This is a genomic window from Mucilaginibacter celer, from assembly GCF_003576455.2.
GTDB classification, from domain to species: Bacteria; Bacteroidota; Bacteroidia; order Sphingobacteriales; family Sphingobacteriaceae; genus Mucilaginibacter; species Mucilaginibacter celer.
Map to the genome: position 1 here is coordinate 3,149,545 of NZ_CP032869.1, position 26,061 is coordinate 3,175,605.

The window sequence follows — 26,061 nt, forward strand, 5'->3', positions numbered from 1 at the left end:
TAATTAATTATATAAAAATTATCAAACAAAGAAATTAGCTTTTGCCGCGAAACAAGGAGATCAGCCAAATGATAATGGCAATAACCACAACTACCGCTATAACACCGGTTATGGCTCCTGCTTTAAAAATACCTGTAATAACCGAGCAACTGCTTAAGGTGAACAACACCAGGGCGAATAATAAAAATTGTAAATTTTTCATGGTTGATTTTTTTGATAAAGTTTAATGATGGTTTTATTTCCGGTTCATTAAGTTGGTATTGAATTTCAATAATCGGGCCTGTATGTCAGGCAATGGCAATAGGAACATTTTGAGGCATCGGGGCTTCAGGTCGAAGCTGAAACTGTATGGATAAGTATACAGTATTTTAAAAATCAATTGCTGTTTAATACAGTCCTACAGCGTTTTTTTGACAACGGCAAACCAAGTGCTTTTAAAAAATTAATCTTTAAATAATAAAAAACAAATCTGAAAGTTAAATGTTTACATTGTAACATTATAAACCAGACACCATAGTTAATTTTTTATAAAACTAATACCTTAATCCCCCGCTTTTTTTACTAACGGGCATGTGTTTTGCTATTCTTATTTTTTTTACTTTATTCTATTTTAACATGATACTACAAATACAACCTAATTTTCCTTGTGAGAATTGTATAAAATGCGGAAAGCGTCCGCATGTTGAGCAACATAAACGCTATTGGAATATTGCCTGCCCTGATAAAAACTGCAAAAATTTTGTAAAAAGTTCTATTGCCGATTTTGCAACGTGGAACAGACTTAATAAAAAAGCCGCAGGGTTTGCTACCGAACAAGGACACGAAACACTTAAGCAAACGGCCTAAACCAGCAAAAGCATTACAGTACTAAACTTTAAAAATTTTTATCGTGTTGAAGCAGATCGTTACATTTACGGGCTACTCTGCTTGTAAATTATGCTTCATACACTATTATCAATAAATAAAGCCACTGTACGATATTTAAATACCACACTTTTTACAGGTTTAACCTTTAAAATTAACAAAGGCGAAAACTGGGCCCTGATAGGCGAAAGCGGATCAGGCAAGAGCGCCTTGCTACAAACCATAGCAGGGCGTTTTAATATTACCGGCGGCGAGATCATCTATCATTTTTGGGACAAGTTTTCAAGCCTCATTCCCGCCGATAAAGTAACCAACCCGCATAAACTGATAGCACTGGTTGAACCGCGGCACCATTTCCGCAACCTCTCAAACACTACCGATTTTTATTATCAGCAACGCTATAACTCATCCGACTCGGAAGATGCTTTAACGGTTACCGACTATCTCAACGCCATAAAACAGATTCCGGGCAATAAAAATTCATGGACGCTTGAAAGGGTTACCAAACTTTTAAGGCTTGATGAATTGTTGGATAAACAGATCATCAAACTCTCAAACGGCGAAACCAAACGCCTCATGATTGCCGCCGCCCTGCTTAAAAACCCGGTACTGCTGATGCTGGATAACCCGTTAACCGGGCTTGATGTAAAAACACGCGAAGAGTTTAATGGCATTATCCAACAAATTGCAGCATCGGGCATCAATATCATCATGGCTACCTCCATTCACGAAATTCCGACAGTTATTACGAATGTGGCGGTGTTAAGCAAAGGAGCCATCGTGCACCAAAGCAAAAAAGAAGATTTTAAACCCGAACTTTTTGAGCAGGATAAAACAGATACCATTGATAACGGCGAATTGAGCGCGCTGCTTAACATTGATAAAAACCCGGCAACCTACAACCTTATTGTTAAAATGGACAAGGTGCATATTCAATACGGCGATAAACCGGTATTGGATGATATAAACTGGCAGATCAACCCGGCTGAGCGCTGGGCCTTGCTGGGCCCGAACGGCGCAGGCAAATCAACCCTGTTAAGTTTAATTAACGGCGATAATCCGCAGGCCTATGCCAACAACATTATTTTATTTGATAAAAAACGGGGCACCGGCGAAAGCATCTGGGATATTAAAAAGAAGATAGGTTTTGTATCGCCAGAGCTGCACCAGTACTTCCCCACCGATAACAGTTGTTTACAGGTAATTGAATCAGGCTATTATGATACCTTAGGCTTATTCAGACCAAGCAATAAAGAGCGCGCAGAAATTGCCTTACGATGGATGAAGGCACTCGAGATTGAAAAATATGCCCGTGTGTTGCTCAAAAATATCCCCGCAAGCGCACAGCGCCTTTGCCTGCTGGCCCGGGCGCTTATTAAAAACCCGGCATTGCTAATTTTTGATGAGCCTTGCCAGGGTATGGACGATCATCAACAGCTTCATTTTAAAAATCTTGTTGATACCATTTGCAGCCTGAGCAATGTCACGCTAATTTATGTAACCCACTATCAACACGAAATACCCAACAGCGTTGATAAGGTTTTGAGGTTGGAGAAAGGACGTGTGGCTTTTTAAGCTTAAAGCAGAAAGCGGAAAGCTAAAAGCAAAAAGGCTGAAAGCAGAGCAAATAAGTAAAGCGGCTTTATGCTTTTAGCTTTATGCTTTCGGCTTTATGCTTTTAGCTTCTTAACTTTTTTGTCAATTATTTAACAAGGGCTAAATCAAATTACCAACTTACGTATATTTGCCTGATATGAATACAGCCAATCTGTTGCAACGCGCGTTGCGGTTTGATTTTTTGACGCTTGAAGAAGGCGTTTACCTGTATAACAACGCCTCGACTGCCGAGTTAATGTATACCGCCAACGAACTCCGTAAAATACAGGTTCCGCATGGCAAGGTTACCTGGCAAATTGACCGTAATGTTAATACCACCAACGTTTGTATAGCCAATTGTAAATTTTGTAACTTTTTTCGCCGCCCCGGCCACGATGAAAGTTACATTACTGATATTGAAACTTATAAAAAGAAGATCGAAGAAACTTTCCGCTATGGCGGCGATCAGCTTTTATTACAGGGCGGCCATCACCCTGATCTGGGCCTGAAATTTTATACCGATTTGTTTCGCGAGCTGAAACAGCTTTATCCCAAATTAAAACTGCATTCTTTAGGTCCGCCGGAGATAGCACACGTTGCCAAACTGGAAGGCATGGCTCATATTGATGTACTGCGTGCCATGAAGGAAGCCGGTTTAGATTCACTGCCCGGCGCCGGTGCCGAAATTTTGAATGATCGTGTTCGCCGTTTAATTTCGAAGGGTAAATGTGGCGGTAAAGAATGGCTTGATGTAATGCGTGCCGCTCATCAGCTTAACCTGCCAAGCTCGGCAACCATGATGTTTGGCCACATCGAAACCATCGAAGAGCGTTTTGAGCACCTGGTATGGATTCGTGAAGTACAGGCCGAAAAGCCGGAAGGCCATTATGGCTTTATCGCCTTTATACCCTGGCCTTTTCAGGATGATGGCACCCTGCTGCGTAAAGTGCGCGGCATTACCAACAACGTAACCGGCGATGAGTACATCCGCATGATAGCCCTCAGCCGTATTATGCTGCCTAATATTAAAAACATCCAGGCCTCATGGCTTACGGTGGGTAAGCAGGTAGCACAATTGTGTTTGCATGCCGGCGCGAATGATTTCGGTTCGATCATGATTGAGGAGAACGTAGTATCGGCCGCAGGCGCCCCACACCGCTTTACCGCCAAAGGTATCCAGGAATCCATAAAAGAAGCCGGTTTTGAGCCTCAGCTCCGCACCCAACGTTACGAGTGGCGCGATATTCCGGTTGAAATTGAAGAACAGGTTATTAATTATTAGTATCAAGTCTGAAGTTTTAAGTCGAAAGTCTGTAGTATTGAACTATATTGACTTTCGACTTAAAACTTCAGACTTCTGACTTAAAAAATGGAACAATACATAGAGGCTCTTATTTTCGCGTCGGAACAGGCTATCCGGATGGAGGAGATTATGTACTGTTTGCAGGCAGCTTTTGAGCGCGATTTTGCTAACGAGGAAGTTACCGATGCCATTAACCGCATTCACGAAAAATATCAGCACCATAGTTTAGCCATCGAGCTGGTAAAAATTGGTAACGGTTACCAGTTTTTAACCAAAAAGGAATATCACGCGGTTATTAATCTGTTACAACTCCAACGATCAAAGAAAAAGCTGAGCCAGGCTGCGTTAGAAACCCTGGCCATTATTGCCTACAAGCAACCGGTAACCAAACCGGATATTGAGCAGATCCGCGGGGTTAACTGCGATTATTCGATCCAAAAACTTCTCGAAAAAGAGCTAATAGCTATAGTTGGCAAGTCGGAAGCTATCGGAAAGCCTATTTTATATGGCACCAGCGGCATGTTTATGGATTATTTTGGCATCAACAGCATCGACGAATTACCTCAACTTAAGGAGCTTACAAACAATACAGCCAGCATTGGCGAACAATCAGAATAATTTTAATTTACGTTTTTAAAAAAAATCAATTTTAATTATTTTTACTATTAAATCGGTAGGGATAAAAGATTTGAAAAAAACGCTTTTCGTTATCTGATTTAAATTATTATTATTGATTAAAGTTTAATTTATAAAATCCATTACAATGGGAGCGCCAAAGAAACCGAACACTAAAAAGATCCAGGATTCAGAAAACGATGAGGAGGATGACGATCTTGAACCACAATCTGCCAAGAAGAAGTTTGATGACGATGATGATGACTTTGATGGTCCGTTAGATGACGATTTGGGTCGCGGCGGTTTCGAATCATTTGATGATGACGACGAAGACGATTATTAATCGCTAAACATATAGTACTTTTATAAAAGCATTCAGACTATGCCTCTGAGTGCTTTTTTTTATTTTCGGCCTGAAGGGCAAATTGATATATGACTATAACCGAAGTAAAAGACAAAGCATCAAAAAAAGCGTTTTTAAACGTTGCGCGGATCATTTATAAAAACGACGATAACTGGGTTTGCCCGCTTGATAATGATATCGAAGCGGTTTTTGATCCGGCAAAAAACAATTTTCATCAGCACGGTAAATGCACCCGCTGGATTTTACGTAACGATGCCGGCGAGCTGATTGGCCGTGTGGCCGCCTTTGTTAACGATAAAAAAGCCTATAACTATGAACAGCCAACCGGCGGCATGGGCTTTTTTGAATGCATTAACGATAAGCAAGCTGCGTTTTTACTATTCGATACCGCTAAAAACTGGTTAAAACAACAGGGAATGGAAGCCATGGACGGCCCCATCAACTTTGGCGAAAACGATAACTTTTGGGGCTTACTGGTTGAAGGGTTTACGCAACCCTCGTATGGCATGAACTATAATCACCCCTATTATCAATCATTTTTTGATGACTACGGCTTTGTTACCCAATACGCCCAGATCACCAACCATGTTGATGCGCATAAACCGTTCCCCGAAAGGTTTACTAAAATAGCCAACTGGGTTGCCAAAAAACCCGGCTATGATTTCAGGCATTTGGAAGCCAAAAAGATCGGCCGGTTCGCGGCCGACTTTATGGAGATTTATAACGATGGCTGGCAGGATTTTGAAAACTTTGTGCCCATAACCCACAGCACCATTATGGAAAGTTTTGTAAAAATGAAACCCCTCATGGATGAAAACCTCATCTGGTTTGCTTATGTGGATAATGAACCGGCATCGTTTATGATTATTTTACCGGATGCCAACCAAATGATCAAACCCCTTAACGGCAAGCTTAACCTGGTAGGAAAACTCAAGTTTTTATATTACAGGTGGAAAGGTGTATCGCGCATGCGCGCTATTGTGATGGGCACTAAACAAAAATTTCAGAAACATGGCCTCGAATCGGGGATGTTCATTAAACTGAAGGAATATGTATTACCCTTAAAACGTTATGATGAACTGGAGTTATCGTGGGTAGGAGATTTTAACGACAAAATGATTGCCATCCATGAAGCGGTGGGTGCAACCTTTGGCAAAAAGCATTTAACAATGCGTTATATATTTAAATAGCCCGGCGTAAACCGGGCTATTTAATTTATGCTGTTACTTTTGAGTGTCGAAGTTCTTCAAATAGCTCAATTACTTTTTTCTGCAAATCGATTACTTCAGTTTCGCGGTCCATTAAACGCTTGTTAACTGTTTCAAGCTCGTTAACAAACTTCTGATCCTGTTCGGTATCGTTAAATGTTAGTAGCTGAACCACTGTCATTTCAAAAAGGTTAGCAATCTGCTCAAGCCTTGAAAGGTTGATATCTGTGATCCCGGTTTCGATTTTTGAAAAAGCGGGTATGGAAATGTCTAATCGCTTTGCAACATCCTCCTGGCTCCACCCCTTTTGATGACGTAATAATCTGATTTTTTTTCCAAGTGTTTTCATGTGAACTTAATTAATTGTGTAGGTTTCGCAAAAGTTAATTACTTTACAATAATATTTATTATCACGCTAATTATCAACTAATTTGCATAATTTTTTATTTTAAAGTGTAGTTAATTACAACCATTGGCAAATCCTTTAAAGTACTGTAAATAAATTACTCCAAAACATACCCACAACAGGGTATTTTTTAATTAAAATTCCCCGCTTACAATTCTCATCGCAATGTAATTAGCTGGCAAAAAACCGCAAAAAATTCTTCTTTTTAAAATTTAAATTACACTTTTGTACTGTAATATTTTTTATTACAGATAAATGAACGGACAATTTCAAATAGCAACCCACGTACTCACCCTGTTATGCAAACAACCGGGCCAATTGTTATCGTCTGATTATGTGGCCGGCAGCATGAATGTAAACCCCGTTTTGGTACGTAAAGAGATGCGCAAACTGCGCGCCTATGGCCTGATTGAAAGTAAAGAGGGTAAAGCCGGCGGCTACAGCCTGGCCTTACCGCCGCAAAAAATTACCCTGGCCGATGTTTATAAAGCTGTAAAGTTACCTCCTGCTTTGGGCCAGGCCAAAAACAAACCCAATCCGGATTGCCCGGTGGGCAGGCAAATCAATGCCCATCTTGACCATCTGGCCGATGATGTTGAGGCTGCCATCATCAAAAAATTAAGCACCATAACCATTTTTGATTTTGTAAATCAGTTCGACTAAAAAATTTTAAACAAAACTGTAACATATTTAATTACAATTAAAACAAACAACAACATGAAAATTGCACTGATTGGAGCCACCGGCTTTGTAGGAAAAGCTGTATTGAACGAAGCTTTACAACGCGGATACGAAGTAACCGCCATAGCCCGTAACCCCAAAACCGATATTGAAAGCGATAAAATCATCCTAAAAACCGCCGATGTTTACAATGTTGATGAACTAACCGAAGCTTTAAAAGGTGCCGACGCAGTGGTAAACGCGTTTAATGCCGGATGGACAAACCCTAACCTGTACAGCGATTTCATTAAAGGATCTGAAGCTATACAGCAGGCTACCAAACAAGCCGGCGTAAAACGCCTGTTGGTTGTTGGTGGTGCAGGCAGTCTTTACATAGCCGGCCAGCAACTGGTTGATAGCCCGCAATTCCCCGCCGAATGGAAAGAAGGTGCTACCGCCGCCCGCGACTATCTGAACATCATTAAAAAAGAAGAAGAACTGGATTGGACTTTCCTGAGCCCTGCCATCCACCTTCATCCCGGCACCCGCACCGGCGTTTACCGTACAGGTACCGATGAGCCTGTATTTAACGATAAGCACGAACACGAAATTTCGGTAGCAGATTTGGCTGTTGCTATTTTGGATGAACTGGAAAACAACCGGTTTGTGAAGAGGAGATTTACTGTGGGGTATTAATCTTCAAAGTTTCCTGATAAAAACAAACCACGTCATTGCGAGGTACGAAGCAATCCCCTATTTACAGAGGGGCTATACACGTTCGCCCTGTATAGTTTGGGATTGCTTCGTTCCTCGCAATGACGTGGTGTTATAATGCATCGATGTTATCGAGTCCCTTTACTTTATAAACTTAGCCGCCACCCATTCTTTATCTTTTTTATGGGTGATGTATTTCAAACCATACTTACGGGCTTCATCGGTAATGATATCCAAATCTGGCGATTCGTAAAAACCACTGAAATAGATTTCGCCATCGGTTTTTAAAACCTGGGCGTAGCGTTCCACCTGGTCCAGCAGGATATTGCGGTTGATGTTGGCGAGGATGGTATCGTACTGTTCGTCGGGGATAACTTCTTTTGAGCCACAGAGTGGTTTGATGTTATCAATATTATTCAAGGCCGAATTTTCGATGGTGCTTTCGTAGCAAACCGGGTCGTAATCTATAGCTGTGATATCCGTTGCGCCAAGTTTGGCAGCCATAATGGCCAGTATCCCGGTACCGCAGCCCATGTCCAATACTTTTTTACCGGCAAATTCATTTTCCAGCATTAAGCCGAGCATCATGGCTGTAGTTTGATGGTGCCCGGTACCAAAAGCCATTTTCGGGTCTATCACTATTTCGTATTCAAACTCTGGTTTGGGCTGATGAAAAGTTGCCCTTACGTAAATCTTATCCCCTATCTCTATCGGTTCAAAATTACTTTCCCATACCTCGTTCCAGTTTTTTTGTAGGATTAGGGTTATTTCATAGCTAAAGGTAAACAGCTCTTTGTAAGGCAGCAACTGTTCGTCAAGCAGCTCCTGGTTAAAAATATCCTCGGGAACGTAGGCTTTAAAACCAAGTTCAAGCTCTTCAAAAGTATCAAAACCAATCTCGCCCAAAGCATTGATCAACAGATCCTGCTGGTAATCTTCGGTAGTGATGGTGGTAAAAAGTAATTCGTAATAATTCATTTTAAAAAAATTTCATCTTTTGCAGCCCAAAACTTCAACAAACAAAAGATCTTATTCCGTTGCCATTTCCGGCTCAGCGGGTTTGGATGGTGCGCCTATCTTTTTCACATCAAGCAGGTATAATACCGCAAAGTTTATCAGCCAATAAACAGCCTGGATCTCGGTCATATACCACCAAAAACTAATCAGCGGGTCATAACCCTGCTCCGGTAACCAAATGATATAACTCAATGCGCCGGCAAACAATACGCAAACAAGGGCAATACAAGCACCTATAATCCAGCGGGAATTAGCACCTCCGTGTACAGCCTTGTTCCAAAGGGGAATGATAATAAGATATTGGGTAAGGATGCCATCGGCCAGCAGCAAACCCCAAAACAAATGAAAGTATGCCATGAGGCTGTATAAGTTGCCGTTACCTATTTCGCCAATGCGCATGGGATGGTCGGGCATATTAAAATATACCACCAGCCCGAAAACGCCAAAGTCTACCAAAACAGGTAAAAGAACTCTTAAAAGCTTCATTTGCTTTTTTAGATTTGAGATATGAGATTTGAGATATGAGAATTCATTTACAATGAACAACTCATTCCCTGTTTCTGTTTGAGCATGTCTCAAATCTCACGTCTCACATCTATCTACTAATTGAAAGTTTTCACGATATCTACAAAATCGCGCGATTTTAATGATGCACCGCCAATCAGGCCGCCATCAATATCTCCCTGGGCAAATAACTCAGCAGCATTTTTAGGGTTGCAGCTACCGCCATAAAGGATAGTAGTAGCATCAGCAACTTCCTGGTTGTATTTAGCGGCAATTTCTTTACGGATAAACTCGTGAATTTCCTGCGCTTGTGCTGATGTTGCGGTAACACCGGTACCTATAGCCCAAACAGGTTCGTAAGCAATAACCAGTTTGCCGAAATCTTCGGCGTTAAGATGGAAAATACCTTCAACCAGTTGGGTTTTGATCACATCAAAATGAGTTTCGGTTTCACGCTCCTGCAAAGTTTCGCCAATGCAAAAAATCGGGGTTAAATCATGCTTCAAAACCGTATCAGTTTTTTGAGCAAGCAAAGCATTGGTTTCACCAAAATACTGGCGGCGCTCCGAGTGACCCAAGATCACATAAGCAGCACCAGTTGATTTGATCATTTTTGCAGAGATCTCGCCGGTGTAAGCACCGCTTTCGGCCTGGTGTGCGTTTTGCGCACCTACTGCAACCTTATTATAACCTTTGGCCAGTTGTACCAAACTGTGAATGTGGATAAACGGGCTGCAAATTACAGCTTGCTGTGTACCGGTAATTTCATCATTTACGATATTGATGATCTCTGAAAACAAAGCTAAACCCTCGTTGTAGTCAAGGTTCATTTTCCAGTTGCCGGCAACAATTTTCTTTCTCATGTTGTTTTATGTTGTTTAGTGAATGGGTTGTTTTATTTAGTGAATGGTTGATTGGGTTGATTGAGTGAGTGGTTGGCTTATTTAATATAAACATGATAACTACTCACCTATTCAACCCAATCAACCATTCACCCTTACATAAAAAGTTGTCTGTATTCTTCTGTTTGTTCAAATACTGCTTTCAGCAGGTTTTGCTCTACCTCGTTAAAGGTACGGTGCTCGCGGCGGTCAAAAACCCGTTGCGTTGTTTCCAGCATCTTGTTAAACGCGTAAACCTCAAAACCTTTTGCACCACCCCACGAAAAATCGGGCACAAAATTACTGGGGAAGCCCGCCCCGAAAACATTGGCCCCCACCCCCACCACTGTGCCGGTATTAAACATGGTGTTGATGCCGCATTTGGCATGGTCGGCCATGATTAATCCGCAAAACTGCAATCCTGTTTTGCGGAAACGGGTTGTGGTATAATCCCAAAGCTTTACTTCGGCGTAGTTGTTTTTAAGATTGGAGTTATTTGAATCGGCACCGATGTTGCACCACTCGCCCAGCACCGAGTTACCTAAATAGCCCTCATGCCCTTTTGATGAATATCCCCAGATGATAGCGTTGTTAATCTCGCCACCCACCCTCGAATACGGGCCAACCGTAGTGGCACCATAAATTTTAGCACCCATCTTCACCTGCGAATGTTCGCAGATAGCGAAAGCTCCGCGGATGTTGGTACCTTCCCATACCTGGGTATTGGCCGATAAATAAATTGGGCCGTTATGGGTATTAAAAGTTGAGCATTCGGCCACCGCACCTTCCTCGGCAAAAAAATCAGTACCTATAATGGTATTGGTGGGGCTAATGGAAGCACTCGTACGGCCTTTGGTTAACAACTGAAAATCCTTACGCAGCTCGATATCGTTCTTCCTGAAAATATCTTCGGGGTATTTAATGGCAACAAATAAATTGGTATAGACCACTAAATCGCCAAAATCAGCCCCGGCATCAAACGCGGCAGCATCAGTGGCGTTAAGGCGAACTGCTATCAGCTGATCATTATACTTTAACGCCTGACCGGTTTGTAGCTTATCAATAGCTTCAAGCAGGCCCTCATCGGGGCATACAGCACCGTTTATAAAAATATTATCGGCCTCAATTTTTACAGGAAATTTAGCCTGTAAATAATCAAGCGTATGGAATGAATAGGTGCTGTTAAGGTATTTAGCCCATTTTTCGGCAATGGTCATGATACCGATGCGCAGATCGGCAACCGGCCGGGTATAAGTGAGGGGCAGTAGCGTTTGGTGTGCGTTATCGTCGAAAAGGATAATTGCCATGGCGCAAAAATAAAAAAAGTCCCGACTGCAAAGCCGGGACCTGTAAATATTTAGTCACACAAAAATTACTTTTTGGCGTAACGTGAGCGGAATTTATCGATACGACCTGCAGTATCAACCAGTTTCATTTTACCGGTGTAGAAAGGGTGCGAAGTGTGAGAAATCTCTAATTTAACCAATGGATATTCGTTACCATCTTCCCATTTAACGGTTTCGCGGGTATCGATGCAAGATTTAGTGATAAAAGAATAGTCGTTAGACATATCTTTAAATACAACTAATCTGTAATTTGATGGATGCAGATCTTTTTTCATTATCTATATATAAACTTACCTTCTGTACTTTTTACTTAAAAGAGGTGCAAATGTAATAATAAAAGTGAATATCAGAAACGTAAAAATAAAAATATTATCTGAATCAGAATTTACAGAATTTTAGGATTAACAGAATACCAACTGTAACTATCGAATCAAAACTAAGTATTTATAAAATAAGTCTTTCCAATTCTGAAAATCCTAAAATTCTGTAAATTCTGATTCAGACAATCTCCTGGCACAACTCTATTAGTATCCCATTAGCACTCTTCGGATGCACAAAACAAACCAGTTTATTATCAGCGCCACGTTTAGGCTCATCATTTAATAAAACAAAACCCTCTGCTTTAAGCCGCTTCATTTCCGCTTCAATGTCGTCTACGTCAAAAGCGATATGGTGTATCCCCTCCCCTTTTTTAGTTATAAACTTAGCTATAGCACTATCATCATTAAGCGCTTCCAGCAATTCAATTTTATTTGGCCCGCTTTGCAAAAAAGCGGTGAGCACATGCTCGCTCTCAACAGTTTCGGTTTTGTATACCGGTGTATTGAGCAGTTTTGAGTAGATCTCGCCCGCTTGTTTAACACTGTTAACCGCTATGCCTATGTGCTCAACTTTGTTCATGTCCAAATATTGTAAATTATTGGTCAGCTTTAATTGTTTGCGAAGTATTTTAGCTGAATTTCAATAAAAACTTGCTTATCTTTGTTCTGTTAATATTTCAGAAGGAACTATGAATATCCCAATTTATTTAGATAACAATGCAACCACCCCAATGGACCCGAGGGTTTTGGAGGCCATGATACCATATTTTACACAAAAATTTGGTAACGCGGCAAGCCGTAACCACGCTTTTGGCTGGGTTGCAGAGGAGGCAGTTGATTACGCACGCGAACAGGTAGCCAAATTGATCGGCGCATCTGAAAAAGAGATCATCTTTACCTCTGGTGCTACAGAATCAGATAACCTTGCTATTAAAGGGGTATTTGAAATGTATAAAGATAAAGGTAACCACATTATAACCGCGGTAACCGAACATAAAGCTGTGCTCGATGCCTGCAAACACGTTGAAAAAATGGGCGGTAAGGTAACTTACCTTGCTGTTAAAGAAGACGGTTTGGTTGACCTTGCCGAGCTTGAAGCAGCCATGACCCCAGAAACTATCCTGGTATCGATCATGTATGGCAACAACGAGATCGGTGTTATTCAACCGGTTAAAGAAATTGCAGCCATCGCTCACAAACATGGCGCTTTATTCATGACCGATGCTACACAAGCTGTTGGTAAAATTCCGGTTGATGTTAACGCCGATGGTATCGACCTTTTAGCATTATCTGCACATAAAATGTATGGACCTAAAGGTGTTGGCGCATTATACGTTCGCCGTAAAGGACCAAGGGTTAAAGTTACCGCCCAGATGGACGGTGGTGGCCACGAGCGCGGCATGCGTTCAGGTACCCTTAACGTACCGGGCATTGTTGGCTTAGGTAAAGCCTGCGAACTTTGCATTGCAGAGATGGAAAGCGAAGCAAAACGCCTTTCAGCTTTACGCGATAAATTGCAATCAGCGTTAACCGTATTGGAAGAAAGCTATGTAAACGGTAACGTTGAACACCGCTTACCACACGTAGCCAACATTTCATTTAAATATGTTGAAGGCGAAGGTTTGATGATGGCCATGAAAGATCTGGCTGTATCATCAGGTTCGGCCTGTACTTCGGCTTCGTTAGAGCCATCTTATGTATTGAAAAGCTTAGGCCTGTCTGATGACCTGGCACACTCTTCTATCCGTTTTGGTTTAGGCCGTTTCACTACCGAAGAGGAAGTTGATTACGCTGTTGAAGTAACCAAAAAAGCGGTTACCCACCTGCGCGAACTTTCACCACTTTGGGAAATGTTTAAAGAAGGTATCGACCTTAACTCAATTGAGTGGGCGGAACATTAATTTGATTTCGGATTTGGGATTTTCGATTTCGGATTTACCACTTTCGAACTAATATAAAGGGTCTTTCAAAGACTCAGAACTTTTAACTTACTACTTAGCACTTTAAAAAAATGGCATATTCAGATAAAGTAATTGATCACTACACTAACCCCCGCAATGTGGGCACTTTGGATAAAAGCAGCCACAAAGTAGGTACCGGCTTAGTTGGTGCACCCGAGTGCGGCGACGTTATGCGCCTGCAAATTCAGGTTGATGATAATAACGTTATCACCGACGCAAAATTTAAAACTTTTGGTTGCGGTTCGGCAATCGCTTCTTCATCTTTAGCTACCGAGTGGCTTAAAGGCAAAAGCATCGACGACGCGATGAAAATCGACAACATGGATATTGTAGAAGAGCTTGCTCTTCCTCCGGTAAAAATCCACTGCTCGGTATTAGCCGAAGACGCTATTAAAGCGGCCATCAACGATTACCGCGTTAAAAACGGCTTAGAGCCAATTGAAAGCGAAAAAGTACATCATTAATTGTTTGGTGAGTGGAGAGCAGAGAATGGTGAATGGTTAAAAATTCGCTATAACTACGCACAACTCACCTTTCACTATTCACCAACAACATGGTAACTGTAACTGATAAAGCAAAAAGCAAAATAGAACACCTGATGCAGGATGCAGGGCTTGATGCCTCGTATTTTCTGCGTGTATCTGTTCAGGGAGGTGGCTGCTCAGGTTTATCATACAACCTTGATTTTGATAACGAAGAGAAAAAAGGAGATCAGTTTTTTGAAGACCAGGGCGTTCGCATGGCGCTGGATATGAAATCGTTCCTTTACCTTGCCGGTACCGAACTTGATTTTTCTGATGGATTGAACGGCAAAGGTTTTAACTTCCACAACCCTAACGCCACCCGCACCTGCGGCTGCGGCGAAAGTTTTTCGGTATAATTTCAACCTTAAAATATCAAACAAGAGGCGCGATGAGCGCCTCTTGTTGTTTTTAGTAGTCTGCGGACGAAGTAATCTGCGCTAAGTTCACCCACAATTTGCCGCGGGTTTAGCGCAACGTAACCCGTGGTAAACCATCCTTTCAGTCTCTGACTGAAACTCCAAAACCTGAACACCTAAAACATATCCTCCACATTTACCCCATCCGGCACAACCTGCTCAACACTCCAATGTTCAGCAATTTGATGGTTAGCTATCCGGTATATCTCATAAAAAACAAAAACTTTCCCTAACCGATTAAACTGTGATTGTACCATTACAAAATCGCCCTCGGCTATAAACCGGTGTAGTTTTACACCCCTATCCGGCGTAGATAAATAAGGTAGCAGCCCCGAACCACGTACCTCTGCATTATGCTCAGTGTAATCCGCCGCAATAAAATGCTTAGCATCCAGGCCTTTAAGTATCGCATCATAAAAAGCTACTATCACCTTCTTGCTATCATCAGCAGAAGCTTTTTTGTCTGCTTCGGCAATACCATCGGTAGCGGTTATTTCTTTTCCGCTTTCATCGGGCAATGAGTCTATCGCATCCCAATGCTCGGTAAGCATACCATCTTTAAGTTTAAACAGATCAATCACCGCCATATGTTTCCCCATAAACTGAACATCCAGGTGGGTTACAACAAAATCCCGTTCCTGTATAACCCTTACAATTGGCGATTTAACATTTTCGGGCGGAGGTGGTAAGGTTTTCATATAGTTAATCATCTCGGTTAAACCTGCCCTCCCCTGCTTAACCATAGGGTTATGCTGTTTATAATCTTCAACTACAAATTCGGGGATCAGCTCTGTTTTGCGCTGACCTATTATCTGTTTATAAAATGATAATACCTTTTGTTTATTGCTGATGGTATCCATATCAATATTTGCTTTTGCGGATGGGCTAATGCATGCCAATAGGCAGCCGAAAGCCCATGCCGTTGTTTGAGTAATTTTCATTACCGTTTTAATAAGTTAATTAGAAATTTTAGGCTAATACAAAACACCACCGCGATTGCAGTATGTTACCGAACCTGCACCGCAGGCCGGGCCCTAAGCGACCCTTGTTTGATATGGAGAGATAGTAATTATGGAGTGAAGATAAGGAAAGTTTGACAATGTTAGACTTACGAAGTTTTAAAAACTTCGTAAGTCTGGTCGCGCATATTAAAACACCTTGATCACCTGCCCGGTTATCGCCCCCAAAACACTTTTAACATAGGCATTCACCACCCTATCCATAGCAACCGGTTCATGCCCCGGAAAATATTCAAAATATCCCGGCGAATCTTCAACCACACCCGGGCTTACCGCGTTGATCCTTATGCCGTTTTCCAATTCGATAGCGGCACCAATTACAAAAGAGTTCAATCCCCCGTTAATAGCACCAAGATTTACGCCATACACCACCGGATCTTCAGAAAGTATGCCAGAGGTAAGCGTAAACGAACCTTTGGCATTAATATAATGCTGACCAATCAGCACCAGGTTAACCTGCCCCAGAAACTTGCTTTCAATCCCCTTTTTAAAATCGGCAGGCGTAGTGCTACCTAACGGGCCGAAGTGCCCTGAACCGGTTGTGCTCACCAAAGCATCAAACGGACCCACTCGCTTGTAAAACGCCTCGATAGAATCGGGCGAAGTAATATCCAATTGAAAAGCGCCGCTTTTTGAACCGGCAGTAATGATTTCATGTTTGCCTTGCAGGGCTTCGGTAACTTTTTTACCTATGGTACCCGACGCCCCGATAATTATTATTTTCATGGTTATGTATTTTGGTACAAGGTAACAAGTATCGCAGTAATTCGATATCGCCTATCCTAAAAGCATTGTCATTATTACAAAATGATGTTAAGCGGTTTAATATATTTGTATTATAACCATATCATGAAGTTTATCTTTTTTTCAATTTGCCTTATCGCTATAACTTCGAACCTATCAGGGCAAAATAAAATGCGCAGTACTGGAGAGTTAACAGCCGATACCTCTGCGTGGCCACTTTTGCGACAGGAAATAACAGAAGCAAAAAACAAAGTAGAGATATTACCTGTGATTGCCGGGCAAAACAAAGAAGCTATATATCAAGCCCAGGTTACAACCCATTCTTTTATGGGAGCTGTAATTTATTTCACCGGCGGAATATTGATTGATAACGGCTGGATAAGAATACTTGGATCAGGGAGCGCTCGATTAAAAAGGAGTTTACCGGGCTTTAATAAAGGTAAGTCATTTAACGAATACGGCGAGCGGCCTCCTTTTTTATTGATAGCGGATGATGCTATAGGCGGTTTCTTTGCCATAAATGGAGGCGAATTTGGCCAGGATTTGGGCCAAATTTATTACCTCGCTCCTGACCGTCTCGCCTGGGAAGCACTTCACGTCACCTATCAACAGTTTTTAAGCTTTTGTTTTGCCGGCGACCTTACCAAATTTTATAATGGCTTAAGATGGATAACATGGCAGGAAGATCTCAAAAACCTTTCGGCCGACCAAGGCTTTAATTTCTATCCCTTTCTTTGGACAGAAGAAGGAAAAGATATCAATAAAGATTCGAGGAGCATGGTTCCTATTGAGGAACTATACATTTTTTTGACGGAAAACATGAAACAGCGTAAATAATAATCGGCGTTGGTTTTTGTTGTTAAATAACTAAGTTTGCTTACAATATCCAATTACAATCAATGACCAACAATCCCGAACTTTCAACCGTTCCGAGTTTTATTCGTAATACCGTTGCCAATACCCATCCCTTAGATCATACCTTTCTGCTGCACAAAGTTAAAGACGAGTGGGTGGAGATAAGCTATGGCGAGGTGTTAGAAAAGGTTGATGCTATTTCGGCCTGGTTTCTGCATATCGGCATTAAAAAAGGCGACAGGCTTTCGCTCATCATCGAAAACGGTCCGAATTATGTTTATTACGACCAGGCCCTGCAACAGATTGGTGCGGTTAATACCTCCATATACCCTACCCTTACCGAAAACGAGATAGAGTATATCCTGAACGATTCGGGCGCGCGAACCATCATTTGCGGCAACCCTTTCCTGTTCCGTAAAGTGCTGAAGGTAGCCAACAACTGCCCCGAACTGATCCGCCTGATCCCGGCCTTTGACGACTACGAAAAATTTAGCGATAAGGTAAACCTGAACGCCGGCGTAATCGGCTTTGACGAAGTAATTGAAGAAGGCCGCAAACTGTTTGAGCAATATCGCCAGGCGATTAACGCGGCACGTGAAGCCATTTTAACTACAGATACTTCCTGCCTCATCTATACATCAGGTACTACAGGCGTACCTAAAGGCGTGGTATTAACACACCATAACCTTACGCAAAACGCCATCAATAGCCTCATCCAGATTCCTTACGTTGAAAAAACGGATAGGTTCCTGTCATTTCTGCCACTTTCGCACGTATTTGAGCGTACCATTTACCACATAGCCATTTATAAAGGATCGCAAATTGCGTTTGCTCAAAGCCTGGAATTATTGGCCAAAAACATGGCGGAGATTAAACCAACCATCCTTTGCTGCGTACCAAGGCTACTGGAGCGCATTCACGATAGAGCCATCAAAACCGGAACATCTGCAGGCGGCATTAAAACCAAAATTTTCCTTTGGGCTTTTGAGATTGGCAAAAAAGTACGCCTGGCACAGGAAGCCGGCAAAGCTCCGGGCGCAATCCTGAAAGCAAAACACAACATTGCCGAGAAACTGGTATTCAGCAAAATCAAAGAAAAAACCGGCGGAAGGTTAAAATTCATGGTATCGGGCGGTGGTGCCCTACCTAAAAATATCGGCGAATTTTTCGGCGATTTAGGTATTGTGATATTAGAAGGCTTCGGTTTAACTGAAACATCACCGGTGATGGCCGTTACTGAGCGCCACAGGGTAATTTATGGCACGGTTGGCCGTATTATTCCGGGTATTGAGGTGGCTATCCAAAACGTGGATACCAAACAGATCTACAGCATCCAAACACACGATAATTTTAAAGAAGATACCCTTACCGAAGAAGGCGAGATCGTTGTACGCGGCCACTGCGTAATGAAAGGCTACTGGAACAAACCCGAAGAAACTGCCAACGTTATTGACAGCGACGGCTGGTTCCACACCGGCGATATCGGCAGGTTCTTCCGCGGGAACCTGCAAATTACCGACAGGCTTAAAAACATGCTGGTAAATGCCTACGGTAAAAACATTTACCCTACCCCGGTTGAAAACACGTACCTCAAAAGCCCTAAAATTGAGCAGATATTTTTAGTGGGCGATAAACGCGAGTACATAGCCGCCATTGTAGTCCCCGCCAAAGAAACCCTGCAGGAAGCTTTCAACCTAAAAAATGAATTCTTCGAAAAACCGGAGCTTTTCATCAATGAAAAAGAAATTGTAGACTGGATAGGTGCCGACATCCGCAAATACAGTAACGAGCTGGCCAAATTTGAGCGCATCAAATCGTTTAAAGTAAAGCGTAACCTGTTCAGTATTGAAGAGGGCGAGCTTACCCCTACCATGAAGGCCAAGCGTAAAGTGATTGAGAAGAAATTTGCTGCGGATATTGATGAGATGTATGTGGGTGAAGCGGAGGAGGATTAACCGTTGATGGATTTTGATTACGCTGATTTCGCTGATGTCTGAACCGGGATTTGAGGAGATTTATTGGATTAGCACGATTTTTTTGTCTGAACCCGAATTTGGGGGAATTATTAGAATTTACAGAATGCTGAGCAAATTCTAATAATTCCTCAGAGAATCGGTGAAATCAAAAAAATCACTCTAATCTCAAAAGAGAAAAAAATCAACGAAATCAGCGTAATCACCAAAATCAACGGTTAACTTTGTTAGCATGAAGCGATCCGGTTCTGCTGACTTACCATTACATTACGGCTACGTACCGCAATGGCTTGCCGAGCGTATGGCAAAGCTTGGCCTTGCTGTGGTTGAAACCATTGTGATGGATTATGGTAAAGAGGAAGTATTGAGCCGCTTGAGCGATCCATTTTGGTTTCAAAGTCTTGGCGCGGTTATGGGGATGGACTGGCATTCGTCGGGTATTACAACTTCGGTGATGGGGGCTTTGAAAAAATCCATCAACCCGCATAGCAAAGAGTTGGGCATTTACATTTGCGGCGGCAAGGGCAAGCACTCTACCCAAACACCTGCCGAGCTACTTAAGGTTGGCGAAATCACCGGGCTTGATGCCGATTACCTGGTGAAATGCAGCAAGCTAAGCGCTAAGGTTGATAATACCGCCATTCAGGATGGCTTTCAGCTTTACACCCACAATTTTATTTTAAGCGATACCGGCAAATGGGCCGTGGTGCAGCAAGGTATGAGCGATGCAAGTGGAACTGCCCGCCGTTACCATTGGCATTCGGAACAATTGAAATCTTTTGTGGATGATCCGCACACATTTATTTATGGAAAAAATGGCGGTTATATCCTTAACATGACCGATAAGCAGGCAGATACCTCACGCGCCGGCGTAATGCAGATAGCAGCTGAAAAGCCGGGAACGATGATCAATGAGATCAATAAACTGGTTATGCCAGCCCATCACCAGGTACATGCTAAAGATGTTGATTTGAAGCGACTTGGCGCTGTACTCTGGTTGGCTCATGAAAAACAACCTAAAGATTTTGAAGAACTATTGTTGTTGCAAGGCTTAGGCCCTCGCACCTTACAATCGCTGGCCTTAGTGAGCGAGGTAATTCATGGTACACCATCACGTTTTAAAGACCCGGCGCGATTTTCATTTGCACATGGCGGTAAGGATGGCGCGCCTTTCCCGGTGCCTACTAAAGTTTATGATGAAACCCTTGGTGTTTTGCAAAGCGCCATTCAGAAAGCTAAGTTGGGCAATAGCGATAAAAATGAAGCCATAAAACGATTATCAAAAATCGCTGAGAATGCCGAAAAGGATTTTACGCCAAATGCCAACTTTGATAAAGTAATTGAGCAGGAACGCAACGATTCCTGGAAATACGGCGGGCGTACGGTGTTCGGTAAAGCAAAACCTCCGGTTGAACCGCAGTTGAAATTATTTTAAAAGAAAACTGCCGCGGGTTTACAACCCGTGGTTACCAATCATTTCAGTTTTCAACTGAAATTCCTATTCCCAACTTTTTATTTCAGCGTTATACTGATCAACTTAGCTGTATCTAAATGTGCCTGCAAGCCTGGGAGCATTTTTTTGGCAAAATCAGCTACTTCCACATTTTTCTTATCTTCAATAACGTTTTTGTATAGTGCTATTTGGTCGGCATGGTCATCAATAACCATCTGGATATAAGCTTTATCAAATACTTTTGCTTTTTTAACATCCAGATCTTTGATCTGTTGTTCGTGTATCGGCGTTATAGCAATCGAATCGGCTATCGAGTTATCTATTCTCAGCTTTTTAAAATCGTCGGCCAGCATGGTATAGTCATCTATCATGAGTTTCGCAAACTGGATCACCCTTTGATTTTTGGAGTTGGCAATAGCCAGGCCGGATGCTTTTACTGAGGCGATGCTTGATTCTTCGCCATTTTTAATAAAGTTTACCGCGTTATCATCGGCCTGTTTATTATTATAACTATTGGCCTGGCGGTTGCTTTGGCAGGCTTGCAAGGCAGCCAGAAAGGCCAGGCAAATAAATAGATAAGTTGATCGGCTCATGGTAGTGTATTATTAATATACAAGTTAAACAAAAAAACGTAGTTGTAGTTTCGTTTGCCCTTTATCGGCATCTTTTACGCTAAGCCGCCGGGCAATGTTATCTTTGCAGGATGGATTATTTTGAAAAGCTGCTCGCCCTGTTACAAACCGAACAGGACGAAGACAGGCAGGCCTACCTCAAACAAACAGAAACATCATCAAGCGCCGAACGCCGCGCGGCCGGATTAACATGGTACCCAATAGCAATAAGAGGTACAGAAATTGGCCGGGGTGATTATTTAACTGTAGAGGTTGAGCGCCCTTCGCACCAGGATGTTGCCCACCAATTCAGGTTCGGGGCGTCGGCAGCAATGTTTTCAAACCACGATCCAAAAACCGACCGCATTAACGGCACCATCGCCTACCAGGGCGGCGACCGCCTAAAACTTACCCTGAACACCGATGAACTCCCCGACTGGACCCGCCACGGAAAATTAGGCATCGACCTGCTATTTGACGATAACAGCTACGATGAAATGCGCAAAGCCCTCAAAGCCGCCGCTAAACTCATCGACGATCAAAAACAGGGGCATTTAGCACGGGTGCTTACAGGCGGGCAATCGCCGGTGTTTGCATCCCACATAAAACACTATCCCATAAATAACCTCAACGCATCACAACAGGAAGCCGTTAACAAGATCATCGACGCGCAGGAATTGGCCATAGTACACGGCCCTCCGGGAACCGGCAAAACCACCACATTGGTGCAGGCCATTAAAGCGCTTATTAAACAAAACGGGCGGCAAATCCTGGTAACAGCCCCAAGCAATACCGCGGTTGATCTGCTAAGCGAAAAATTAAGCCTTGAAGGTTTAAATGTGCTCCGGATAGGCAATCCCGCAAGAGTATCCGAAAGGCTGATGGCTTTAACCTTAGACAGCAAGATAAGCACCCATGCCGATATGAAGGAGATCAAAAAGCTAAAAAAGCAAGCCTCCGAATACAAAAACATGGCGCATAAATACAAGCGCAACTTCGGCAAAGCTGAGCGCGATCAGCGCAAGGCCTTGTTCGACGCCGCACACCAGCTGATAAAAGAGGTTGATAAAACAGAACAATTTATTACCGATGATCTGCTGAGCAAAGCCCAGGTGGTTACAGCAACTTTAGTAGGTGCCAATCACTACACCATTCGCGACAGAAAATTTCATACCGCTATTATTGATGAGGCCGGTCAATCACTCGAACCGGCCTGCTGGATCCCAATATTGAAGGCCGAAAAATTGATCTTGGCCGGTGACCATTTGCAACTTCCGCCTACCATCAAATCGCAACAAGCGGCTAAAGACGGATTGAGCACTACCCTACTTGAAAAATGCGCGGCACAGCATCCGGAAGCCGTTGTTTTATTGGAAGAGCAATACCGCATGAATGAAGCCATCATGGGCTTTTCATCTAAGGAGTTTTATGAAGGTAAATTGAAAGCCAACGTATCTGTAGCAAGTAGATTGTTATTTCCGGGGGATGTGCCCGTTAGCTTTATAGATACCGCGGGAAGTGGTTTTGACGAAAAGCAGGAAGGTACAAGCACTGCCAATCCCGAAGAAGCCGCATTTTTATTCAAGCATCTGCGTAAACTAACCAGTGATTTGAAAGCCCATTATAATGAGCAGGATTTCCCGACAATCGCGGTCATCTCCCCTTATAAAGAACAGATCAGGATTATGAACCAGTTATTGCTTGATTCGCCGGAGCTGCAGCCTTATGCCGGAAAAATTTCTGTTAACACAATAGATAGCTTTCAGGGGCAAGAACGGGATGTTGTTTATATCAGTCTTACCCGAAGCAATAGCGATGGCGAGATAGGATTTTTAAGCGATGTCCGCCGCATGAACGTGGCCATGACCCGTGCACGTAAAAAGCTGGTGATTATTGGCGATAGCTCAACGCTGGCTTATTCATCTTTTTATGCGGATATGATAGCTTATGCAGAGCAGTTAAATGGTTATCAAAGTGTTTGGGACTATGCGGGAGATGATTAACTGCTGACGAAAAGTTGAACCCCTCTGGGGTTCTTAATTTCACTTAAAACGTTTTCTACAAACCTTTACCCCCTCTGGGAGATTTTTTTGGGTGAACTGAAGTCTTGTTCCCTTTTGGGATACTTTTGGCTGAATTGAAATCCCCCAGAGGGGGTAAAGGTTTGTAGCACTCATTCCATCAATGCATTTGCCCCAGAGGGGCAACACATCTACGAGGATAGGCTTTTAAGAGCCGAGTAATACAATGGGTATCAACTTGGCATTGAACTATAGACCTCAACCTGTCAATTATTTGTTACACAAGCTTTAATGCGCCGATGCCAAAGGATAATAATTAAATTTATCCTTTCACCTCTCATTACCATTAATGCTCTTATGAACTTAAAAACATTAACCTTACCCAAATGCTTTGCCGTCGCAGCCTTGTTATTTGCTACTTTTCAAACAGAAAAGGCATCTGCTCAAACAACAACCGATGATCCACACTTGGGTATCATTCCGGCCCCCGCATCTCTAACCAAAAACACTGGCAACTACACATTTAGCCAGTTGACACTAATCAAGGCCGACAACCCGAAAGATAAAGCAGTTTTATGGCTGAAGGATTATCTGCAAAATAACAGGCACCTCAATAATAAGGTCAGTAAATACAATTCAAAACTTAAAACGGCCAAAGGCACTGGTTTGATCCTGACCTCCAAAGGCGCTGATAAACTCCCCAAAGAAGGTTATAAGCTAACTATCACCGGCCACAACATCACCATCATTGGTAAAGATGCCGGGTTGTTTTACGGCATTCAAACCCTGCTACAGTTGTTCCCGGTTGAAACATCGGGCTCGTACAAACTGCCTTGCGTTGTTATTGAAGATTCGCCGAGGTTTGGTTACCGGGGGATGATGCTGGATGTATCGCGCCACTTTTTCAGCATAGCCGAGGTTAAAAAGGTTATAGAACTTATCGCTTCGTATAAACTCAATACTTTCCACTGGCATTTGGTTGATGGCCAGGGTTGGCGCATCGAGATCAAAAAATATCCCAAGCTAACCCAGGTGGGCGCTTTCCGCCAGCAAACCATGTTTGGCAGCAACCGCGATTGGCCCGACTCATTAAGTTATGGCGGCTTTTATACCCAGGACCAAATTAAAGAAGTAGTAAAATTCGCGGCCGACAGGTATATCAACGTTATCCCCGAAATTGAAATGCCAGCCCATTCTGAAGCTGCCCTCCGCGCCTATCCGGAACTTAAATGCGATACCGTAGTTGGCCAGAAAGCTCCACGAGATATCAATAACCTGTACTGCCCTACCGAGCAAACTTTTACTTTTTTGGAGGATGTGCTAACGGAAGTGATGGCGCTGTTCCCGAGCAAATACATCCATGTAGGTGGCGATGAGGCGGGTAAAGAACCATGGAAGCAATCGGCGTTTTGCCAGGCTTTGATGAAAGAAAAAGGATTGAAAGATGAAAAAGAGCTGCAAAGCTATTTCATCCAGAGGATAGAAAAATTCATCAACTCCAAAGGCCGCAGCATTATTGGCTGGGATGAGATATTGGAAGGCGGCCTTGCCCCCAACGCCACGGTAATGAGCTGGCAGGGCGAAGAAGGCGGCATTAACGCGGCCCGCCAACACCACAACGTGATCATGACACCGCAAACCACAGGTAACTACTTCGATCATTACCAAAGCGGTTCGCCGCAGGAGCCTATATCATTTGGCAGGTACGCCACTCTGCAGGAAACATACAACTACGATCCCGTTTCAAAACAATTAACTACCGATGAGCAAAAATATGTAATAGGTACGCAAGGTAATCTTTGGACGGAGTATGTGCCGACCGTAGCCAAACTGCAATATCAGATTATGCCGAGGGTATTCGCCCTCTCTGAAGTAGCCTGGAGTAAACCCGAAAACAAGAGCTACACCGATTTCTCGGAAGTGCGATTGGCCAAACATTTTGCAAGGCTGGATGCCATGAATTACAATTACCGTGTGCCTACTGCGCTAACCACTATCGATACGATGGTTGTGGGCCCTCATTTTGTTTACACCTTAAAATCGGTGGTACCCGGCGCGAAGATCTACTATACTTTAAACGGTCGTGATCCGTTGGATACCGATCTGCAATATGATGGCCCTATCACTTTTGCCATCCCTCAAAATGAAAAACGTGAATTACGTACCCGCGTGATTACGCCGTCTGGCCGCCGGAGCATTGCTACACGTACTTTGATGTATAACAAAGCGCCGCTGCCGGCTGTTAGCCATACGGCCAATAAACAAGGCCTTAATTATAAACTGGCCAAAAACACATTCACTTCGCCTGATCAGTTGAGTTATGTTACATTAACCGATTCGGCAACGGTAGCGAAAATTGATGCAGAGCCTCTTAAAAAAGACTATCCTAACTTCGGTGTGGTTTATGACGGTTATCTGAACATTTTGGCCGATGGTACTTATAACTTCGCCCTTGCAAGTTATGCTGCCAGCCAGCTGTTTATTGATGGCATACAGCTAACCGAAGCAGAATACGCGCTACCGCTGGCAAAGGGTTTTCATCAAATTAGGGTAAAGTATATATACAACGCGCCGCCTCCGGCAACAGGCCGGTACAGGCCCCGTGTAGCACCGCTTAAAGTATATGTTACCGCACCCGGAACTTTTGAAAAGAAAGAGTTGAACGCGGCCGATCTTTATAATTAAA

General features: G+C 42.9%; 27 protein-coding genes. 16 read left to right on the plus strand and 11 right to left on the minus strand.

Going from position 1 to position 26,061, the window contains the following annotated elements:
• Positions 1-34: 34 nt before the first annotated feature.
• On the minus strand, positions 35-202 hold the full coding sequence (locus tag HYN43_RS30310) for a hypothetical protein (protein ID WP_162996439.1): 168 nt from the start codon (positions 200-202) through the stop codon (positions 35-37).
• Between the two features lie 413 nt (positions 203-615).
• Here HYN43_RS30310 and HYN43_RS12530 point away from each other — a divergent pair, with 413 nt between their 5' ends.
• The 6 genes from HYN43_RS12530 to HYN43_RS12555 all read left to right on the plus strand — a co-directional run bounded on the left by HYN43_RS12530 (position 616) and on the right by HYN43_RS12555 (position 5,932).
• Positions 616-846, plus strand: coding sequence for a hypothetical protein (locus HYN43_RS12530; RefSeq protein ID WP_162996440.1), 231 nt, complete (start codon positions 616-618; stop codon positions 844-846).
• 90 nt (positions 847-936) lie between these two features.
• Entirely contained in the window at positions 937-2,439 is a 1,503-nt protein-coding gene (locus HYN43_RS12535; RefSeq protein ID WP_119409669.1) for an ATP-binding cassette domain-containing protein, read from the plus strand.
• Positions 2,440-2,617: 178 nt separating this feature from the next.
• A complete protein-coding gene (gene mqnC / locus HYN43_RS12540) occupies positions 2,618-3,742 on the plus strand; it encodes a cyclic dehypoxanthinyl futalosine synthase (RefSeq protein ID WP_119409670.1) in 1,125 nt (374 codons plus the stop codon).
• An 87-nt stretch (positions 3,743-3,829) separates the two neighbouring features.
• A complete protein-coding gene (gene scpB / locus HYN43_RS12545) occupies positions 3,830-4,381 on the plus strand; it encodes an SMC-Scp complex subunit ScpB (RefSeq protein WP_119409671.1) in 552 nt (183 codons plus the stop codon).
• 145 nt (positions 4,382-4,526) lie between these two features.
• On the plus strand, positions 4,527-4,721 hold the full coding sequence (locus tag HYN43_RS12550) for a hypothetical protein (RefSeq protein WP_119409672.1): 195 nt from the start codon (positions 4,527-4,529) through the stop codon (positions 4,719-4,721).
• A gap of 89 nt (positions 4,722-4,810) precedes the next feature.
• Entirely contained in the window at positions 4,811-5,932 is a 1,122-nt protein-coding gene (locus tag HYN43_RS12555) for a GNAT family N-acetyltransferase (RefSeq protein WP_119409673.1), read from the plus strand.
• Between the two features lie 25 nt (positions 5,933-5,957).
• Here HYN43_RS12555 and HYN43_RS12560 read toward each other — a convergent pair whose 3' ends face one another.
• Positions 5,958-6,299 (minus strand): helix-turn-helix domain-containing protein, encoded by a 342-nt coding sequence (locus HYN43_RS12560; RefSeq protein WP_119409674.1) that lies wholly within the window; start codon positions 6,297-6,299, stop codon positions 5,958-5,960.
• A gap of 312 nt (positions 6,300-6,611) precedes the next feature.
• Between HYN43_RS12560 and HYN43_RS12565 the strand changes: the two genes are divergently transcribed.
• Both HYN43_RS12565 and HYN43_RS12570 read left to right on the plus strand, forming a co-directional pair.
• Positions 6,612-7,019, plus strand: coding sequence for an Rrf2 family transcriptional regulator (locus HYN43_RS12565; RefSeq protein ID WP_119409675.1), 408 nt, complete (start codon positions 6,612-6,614; stop codon positions 7,017-7,019).
• Between the two features lie 54 nt (positions 7,020-7,073).
• Complete coding sequence (locus HYN43_RS12570; RefSeq protein ID WP_119409676.1) at positions 7,074-7,712, plus strand: NAD(P)-dependent oxidoreductase; 639 nt, start codon at positions 7,074-7,076, stop codon at positions 7,710-7,712.
• A gap of 159 nt (positions 7,713-7,871) precedes the next feature.
• On the opposite strand, the gene prmA is transcribed toward HYN43_RS12570, so the two are convergent.
• The 6 genes from prmA to mce form a co-directional block, all read right to left on the minus strand.
• Positions 7,872-8,708: a 50S ribosomal protein L11 methyltransferase gene (prmA, locus tag HYN43_RS12575; RefSeq protein ID WP_119409677.1), complete on the minus strand. Its 837-nt coding sequence runs from the start codon at positions 8,706-8,708 to the stop codon at positions 7,872-7,874.
• Positions 8,709-8,759: 51 nt separating this feature from the next.
• Complete coding sequence (locus tag HYN43_RS12580) at positions 8,760-9,233, minus strand: hypothetical protein (RefSeq protein WP_162996441.1); 474 nt, start codon at positions 9,231-9,233, stop codon at positions 8,760-8,762.
• 116 nt (positions 9,234-9,349) lie between these two features.
• Entirely contained in the window at positions 9,350-10,114 is a 765-nt protein-coding gene (gene tpiA / locus HYN43_RS12585) for a triose-phosphate isomerase (RefSeq protein ID WP_119409679.1), read from the minus strand.
• 134 nt (positions 10,115-10,248) lie between these two features.
• A complete protein-coding gene (locus HYN43_RS12590; RefSeq protein WP_119409680.1) occupies positions 10,249-11,439 on the minus strand; it encodes a putative sugar nucleotidyl transferase in 1,191 nt (396 codons plus the stop codon).
• A gap of 65 nt (positions 11,440-11,504) precedes the next feature.
• On the minus strand, positions 11,505-11,753 hold the full coding sequence (locus HYN43_RS12595; RefSeq protein ID WP_022834046.1) for a type B 50S ribosomal protein L31: 249 nt from the start codon (positions 11,751-11,753) through the stop codon (positions 11,505-11,507).
• Between the two features lie 223 nt (positions 11,754-11,976).
• The gene (gene mce / locus HYN43_RS12600) at positions 11,977-12,378 is read right to left on the minus strand and encodes a methylmalonyl-CoA epimerase (RefSeq protein ID WP_119409681.1); all 402 of its coding nucleotides are present in this window, start codon (positions 12,376-12,378) and stop codon (positions 11,977-11,979) included.
• Between the two features lie 109 nt (positions 12,379-12,487).
• Here mce and HYN43_RS12605 point away from each other — a divergent pair, with 109 nt between their 5' ends.
• The 3 genes from HYN43_RS12605 (at position 12,488) to HYN43_RS12615 (ending at position 14,639) form a co-directional block, all read left to right on the plus strand.
• Positions 12,488-13,699, plus strand: coding sequence for an IscS subfamily cysteine desulfurase (locus HYN43_RS12605; RefSeq protein ID WP_119409682.1), 1,212 nt, complete (start codon positions 12,488-12,490; stop codon positions 13,697-13,699).
• Positions 13,700-13,809: 110 nt separating this feature from the next.
• Positions 13,810-14,223: a Fe-S cluster assembly scaffold IscU gene (iscU, locus tag HYN43_RS12610; RefSeq protein ID WP_119409683.1), complete on the plus strand. Its 414-nt coding sequence runs from the start codon at positions 13,810-13,812 to the stop codon at positions 14,221-14,223.
• 89 nt (positions 14,224-14,312) lie between these two features.
• On the plus strand, positions 14,313-14,639 hold the full coding sequence (locus HYN43_RS12615) for a HesB/IscA family protein (protein WP_119409684.1): 327 nt from the start codon (positions 14,313-14,315) through the stop codon (positions 14,637-14,639).
• A gap of 176 nt (positions 14,640-14,815) precedes the next feature.
• Here the strand turns inward: HYN43_RS12615 and HYN43_RS12620 are convergent, their stop codons facing one another.
• Both HYN43_RS12620 and HYN43_RS12625 read right to left on the minus strand, forming a co-directional pair.
• Positions 14,816-15,640 (minus strand): nuclear transport factor 2 family protein, encoded by an 825-nt coding sequence (locus tag HYN43_RS12620; protein ID WP_119409685.1) that lies wholly within the window; start codon positions 15,638-15,640, stop codon positions 14,816-14,818.
• A gap of 207 nt (positions 15,641-15,847) precedes the next feature.
• The gene (locus HYN43_RS12625; RefSeq protein WP_119409686.1) at positions 15,848-16,444 is read right to left on the minus strand and encodes a short chain dehydrogenase; all 597 of its coding nucleotides are present in this window, start codon (positions 16,442-16,444) and stop codon (positions 15,848-15,850) included.
• Positions 16,445-16,633: 189 nt separating this feature from the next.
• On the opposite strand from HYN43_RS12625, the gene HYN43_RS12630 reads away from it, so the two are divergent.
• From HYN43_RS12630 to HYN43_RS12640, 3 genes are all read left to right on the plus strand, one after another.
• Positions 16,634-17,299, plus strand: a complete 666-nt coding sequence (locus HYN43_RS12630; protein ID WP_119411226.1) for a DUF2625 domain-containing protein — start codon at positions 16,634-16,636, stop codon at positions 17,297-17,299.
• A 62-nt stretch (positions 17,300-17,361) separates the two neighbouring features.
• Positions 17,362-19,272, plus strand: coding sequence for an AMP-dependent synthetase/ligase (locus HYN43_RS12635; protein ID WP_119409687.1), 1,911 nt, complete (start codon positions 17,362-17,364; stop codon positions 19,270-19,272).
• A gap of 250 nt (positions 19,273-19,522) precedes the next feature.
• Entirely contained in the window at positions 19,523-20,725 is a 1,203-nt protein-coding gene (locus HYN43_RS12640; RefSeq protein WP_119409688.1) for a DUF763 domain-containing protein, read from the plus strand.
• A gap of 77 nt (positions 20,726-20,802) precedes the next feature.
• Here the strand turns inward: HYN43_RS12640 and HYN43_RS12645 are convergent, their stop codons facing one another.
• Positions 20,803-21,336, minus strand: coding sequence for a DUF4142 domain-containing protein (locus tag HYN43_RS12645; protein WP_119409689.1), 534 nt, complete (start codon positions 21,334-21,336; stop codon positions 20,803-20,805).
• Positions 21,337-21,446: 110 nt separating this feature from the next.
• On the opposite strand from HYN43_RS12645, the gene HYN43_RS12650 reads away from it, so the two are divergent.
• A complete protein-coding gene (locus tag HYN43_RS12650; RefSeq protein WP_119409690.1) occupies positions 21,447-23,357 on the plus strand; it encodes an AAA domain-containing protein in 1,911 nt (636 codons plus the stop codon).
• A 375-nt stretch (positions 23,358-23,732) separates the two neighbouring features.
• The gene (locus HYN43_RS12655) at positions 23,733-26,060 is read left to right on the plus strand and encodes a family 20 glycosylhydrolase (protein ID WP_162996442.1); all 2,328 of its coding nucleotides are present in this window, start codon (positions 23,733-23,735) and stop codon (positions 26,058-26,060) included.
• Position 26,061: the final 1 nt, after the last annotated feature.

What these genes read in the sequence shown, in the direction of transcription:
- HYN43_RS12555 (WP_119409673.1), top strand. Translation starts at nt 4,811, where the DNA reads ATGACTATAACCGAAGTAAAAGACAAAGCATCAAAAAAAGCGTTTTTA.
- HYN43_RS12565 (WP_119409675.1), top strand. Translation starts at nt 6,612, where the DNA reads ATGAACGGACAATTTCAAATAGCAACCCACGTACTCACCCTGTTATGC.
- HYN43_RS12550 (WP_119409672.1), top strand. Translation starts at nt 4,527, where the DNA reads ATGGGAGCGCCAAAGAAACCGAACACTAAAAAGATCCAGGATTCAGAA.
- HYN43_RS12570 (WP_119409676.1), top strand. Translation starts at nt 7,074, where the DNA reads ATGAAAATTGCACTGATTGGAGCCACCGGCTTTGTAGGAAAAGCTGTA.
- HYN43_RS12625 (WP_119409686.1), bottom strand. Translation starts at nt 16,444, where the DNA reads ATGAAAATAATAATTATCGGGGCGTCGGGTACCATAGGTAAAAAAGTT.
- HYN43_RS12655 (WP_162996442.1), top strand. Translation starts at nt 23,733, where the DNA reads ATGAACTTAAAAACATTAACCTTACCCAAATGCTTTGCCGTCGCAGCC.
- HYN43_RS12615 (WP_119409684.1), top strand. Translation starts at nt 14,313, where the DNA reads ATGGTAACTGTAACTGATAAAGCAAAAAGCAAAATAGAACACCTGATG.
- HYN43_RS12650 (WP_119409690.1), top strand. Translation starts at nt 21,447, where the DNA reads ATGGATTATTTTGAAAAGCTGCTCGCCCTGTTACAAACCGAACAGGAC.
- HYN43_RS12560 (WP_119409674.1), bottom strand. Translation starts at nt 6,299, where the DNA reads ATGAAAACACTTGGAAAAAAAATCAGATTATTACGTCATCAAAAGGGG.
- HYN43_RS12580 (WP_162996441.1), bottom strand. Translation starts at nt 9,233, where the DNA reads ATGAAGCTTTTAAGAGTTCTTTTACCTGTTTTGGTAGACTTTGGCGTT.
- HYN43_RS12535 (WP_119409669.1), top strand. Translation starts at nt 937, where the DNA reads ATGCTTCATACACTATTATCAATAAATAAAGCCACTGTACGATATTTA.
- iscU (WP_119409683.1), top strand. Translation starts at nt 13,810, where the DNA reads ATGGCATATTCAGATAAAGTAATTGATCACTACACTAACCCCCGCAAT.
- HYN43_RS12595 (WP_022834046.1), bottom strand. Translation starts at nt 11,753, where the DNA reads ATGAAAAAAGATCTGCATCCATCAAATTACAGATTAGTTGTATTTAAA.
- scpB (WP_119409671.1), top strand. Translation starts at nt 3,830, where the DNA reads ATGGAACAATACATAGAGGCTCTTATTTTCGCGTCGGAACAGGCTATC.
- HYN43_RS30310 (WP_162996439.1), bottom strand. Translation starts at nt 202, where the DNA reads ATGAAAAATTTACAATTTTTATTATTCGCCCTGGTGTTGTTCACCTTA.
- prmA (WP_119409677.1), bottom strand. Translation starts at nt 8,708, where the DNA reads ATGAATTATTACGAATTACTTTTTACCACCATCACTACCGAAGATTAC.
- HYN43_RS12635 (WP_119409687.1), top strand. Translation starts at nt 17,362, where the DNA reads ATGACCAACAATCCCGAACTTTCAACCGTTCCGAGTTTTATTCGTAAT.
- HYN43_RS12645 (WP_119409689.1), bottom strand. Translation starts at nt 21,336, where the DNA reads ATGAGCCGATCAACTTATCTATTTATTTGCCTGGCCTTTCTGGCTGCC.
- HYN43_RS12620 (WP_119409685.1), bottom strand. Translation starts at nt 15,640, where the DNA reads ATGAAAATTACTCAAACAACGGCATGGGCTTTCGGCTGCCTATTGGCA.
- HYN43_RS12640 (WP_119409688.1), top strand. Translation starts at nt 19,523, where the DNA reads ATGAAGCGATCCGGTTCTGCTGACTTACCATTACATTACGGCTACGTA.
- tpiA (WP_119409679.1), bottom strand. Translation starts at nt 10,114, where the DNA reads ATGAGAAAGAAAATTGTTGCCGGCAACTGGAAAATGAACCTTGACTAC.
- HYN43_RS12590 (WP_119409680.1), bottom strand. Translation starts at nt 11,439, where the DNA reads ATGGCAATTATCCTTTTCGACGATAACGCACACCAAACGCTACTGCCC.
- mce (WP_119409681.1), bottom strand. Translation starts at nt 12,378, where the DNA reads ATGAACAAAGTTGAGCACATAGGCATAGCGGTTAACAGTGTTAAACAA.
- HYN43_RS12605 (WP_119409682.1), top strand. Translation starts at nt 12,488, where the DNA reads ATGAATATCCCAATTTATTTAGATAACAATGCAACCACCCCAATGGAC.
- HYN43_RS12530 (WP_162996440.1), top strand. Translation starts at nt 616, where the DNA reads ATGATACTACAAATACAACCTAATTTTCCTTGTGAGAATTGTATAAAA.
- mqnC (WP_119409670.1), top strand. Translation starts at nt 2,618, where the DNA reads ATGAATACAGCCAATCTGTTGCAACGCGCGTTGCGGTTTGATTTTTTG.
- HYN43_RS12630 (WP_119411226.1), top strand. Translation starts at nt 16,634, where the DNA reads ATGCGCAGTACTGGAGAGTTAACAGCCGATACCTCTGCGTGGCCACTT.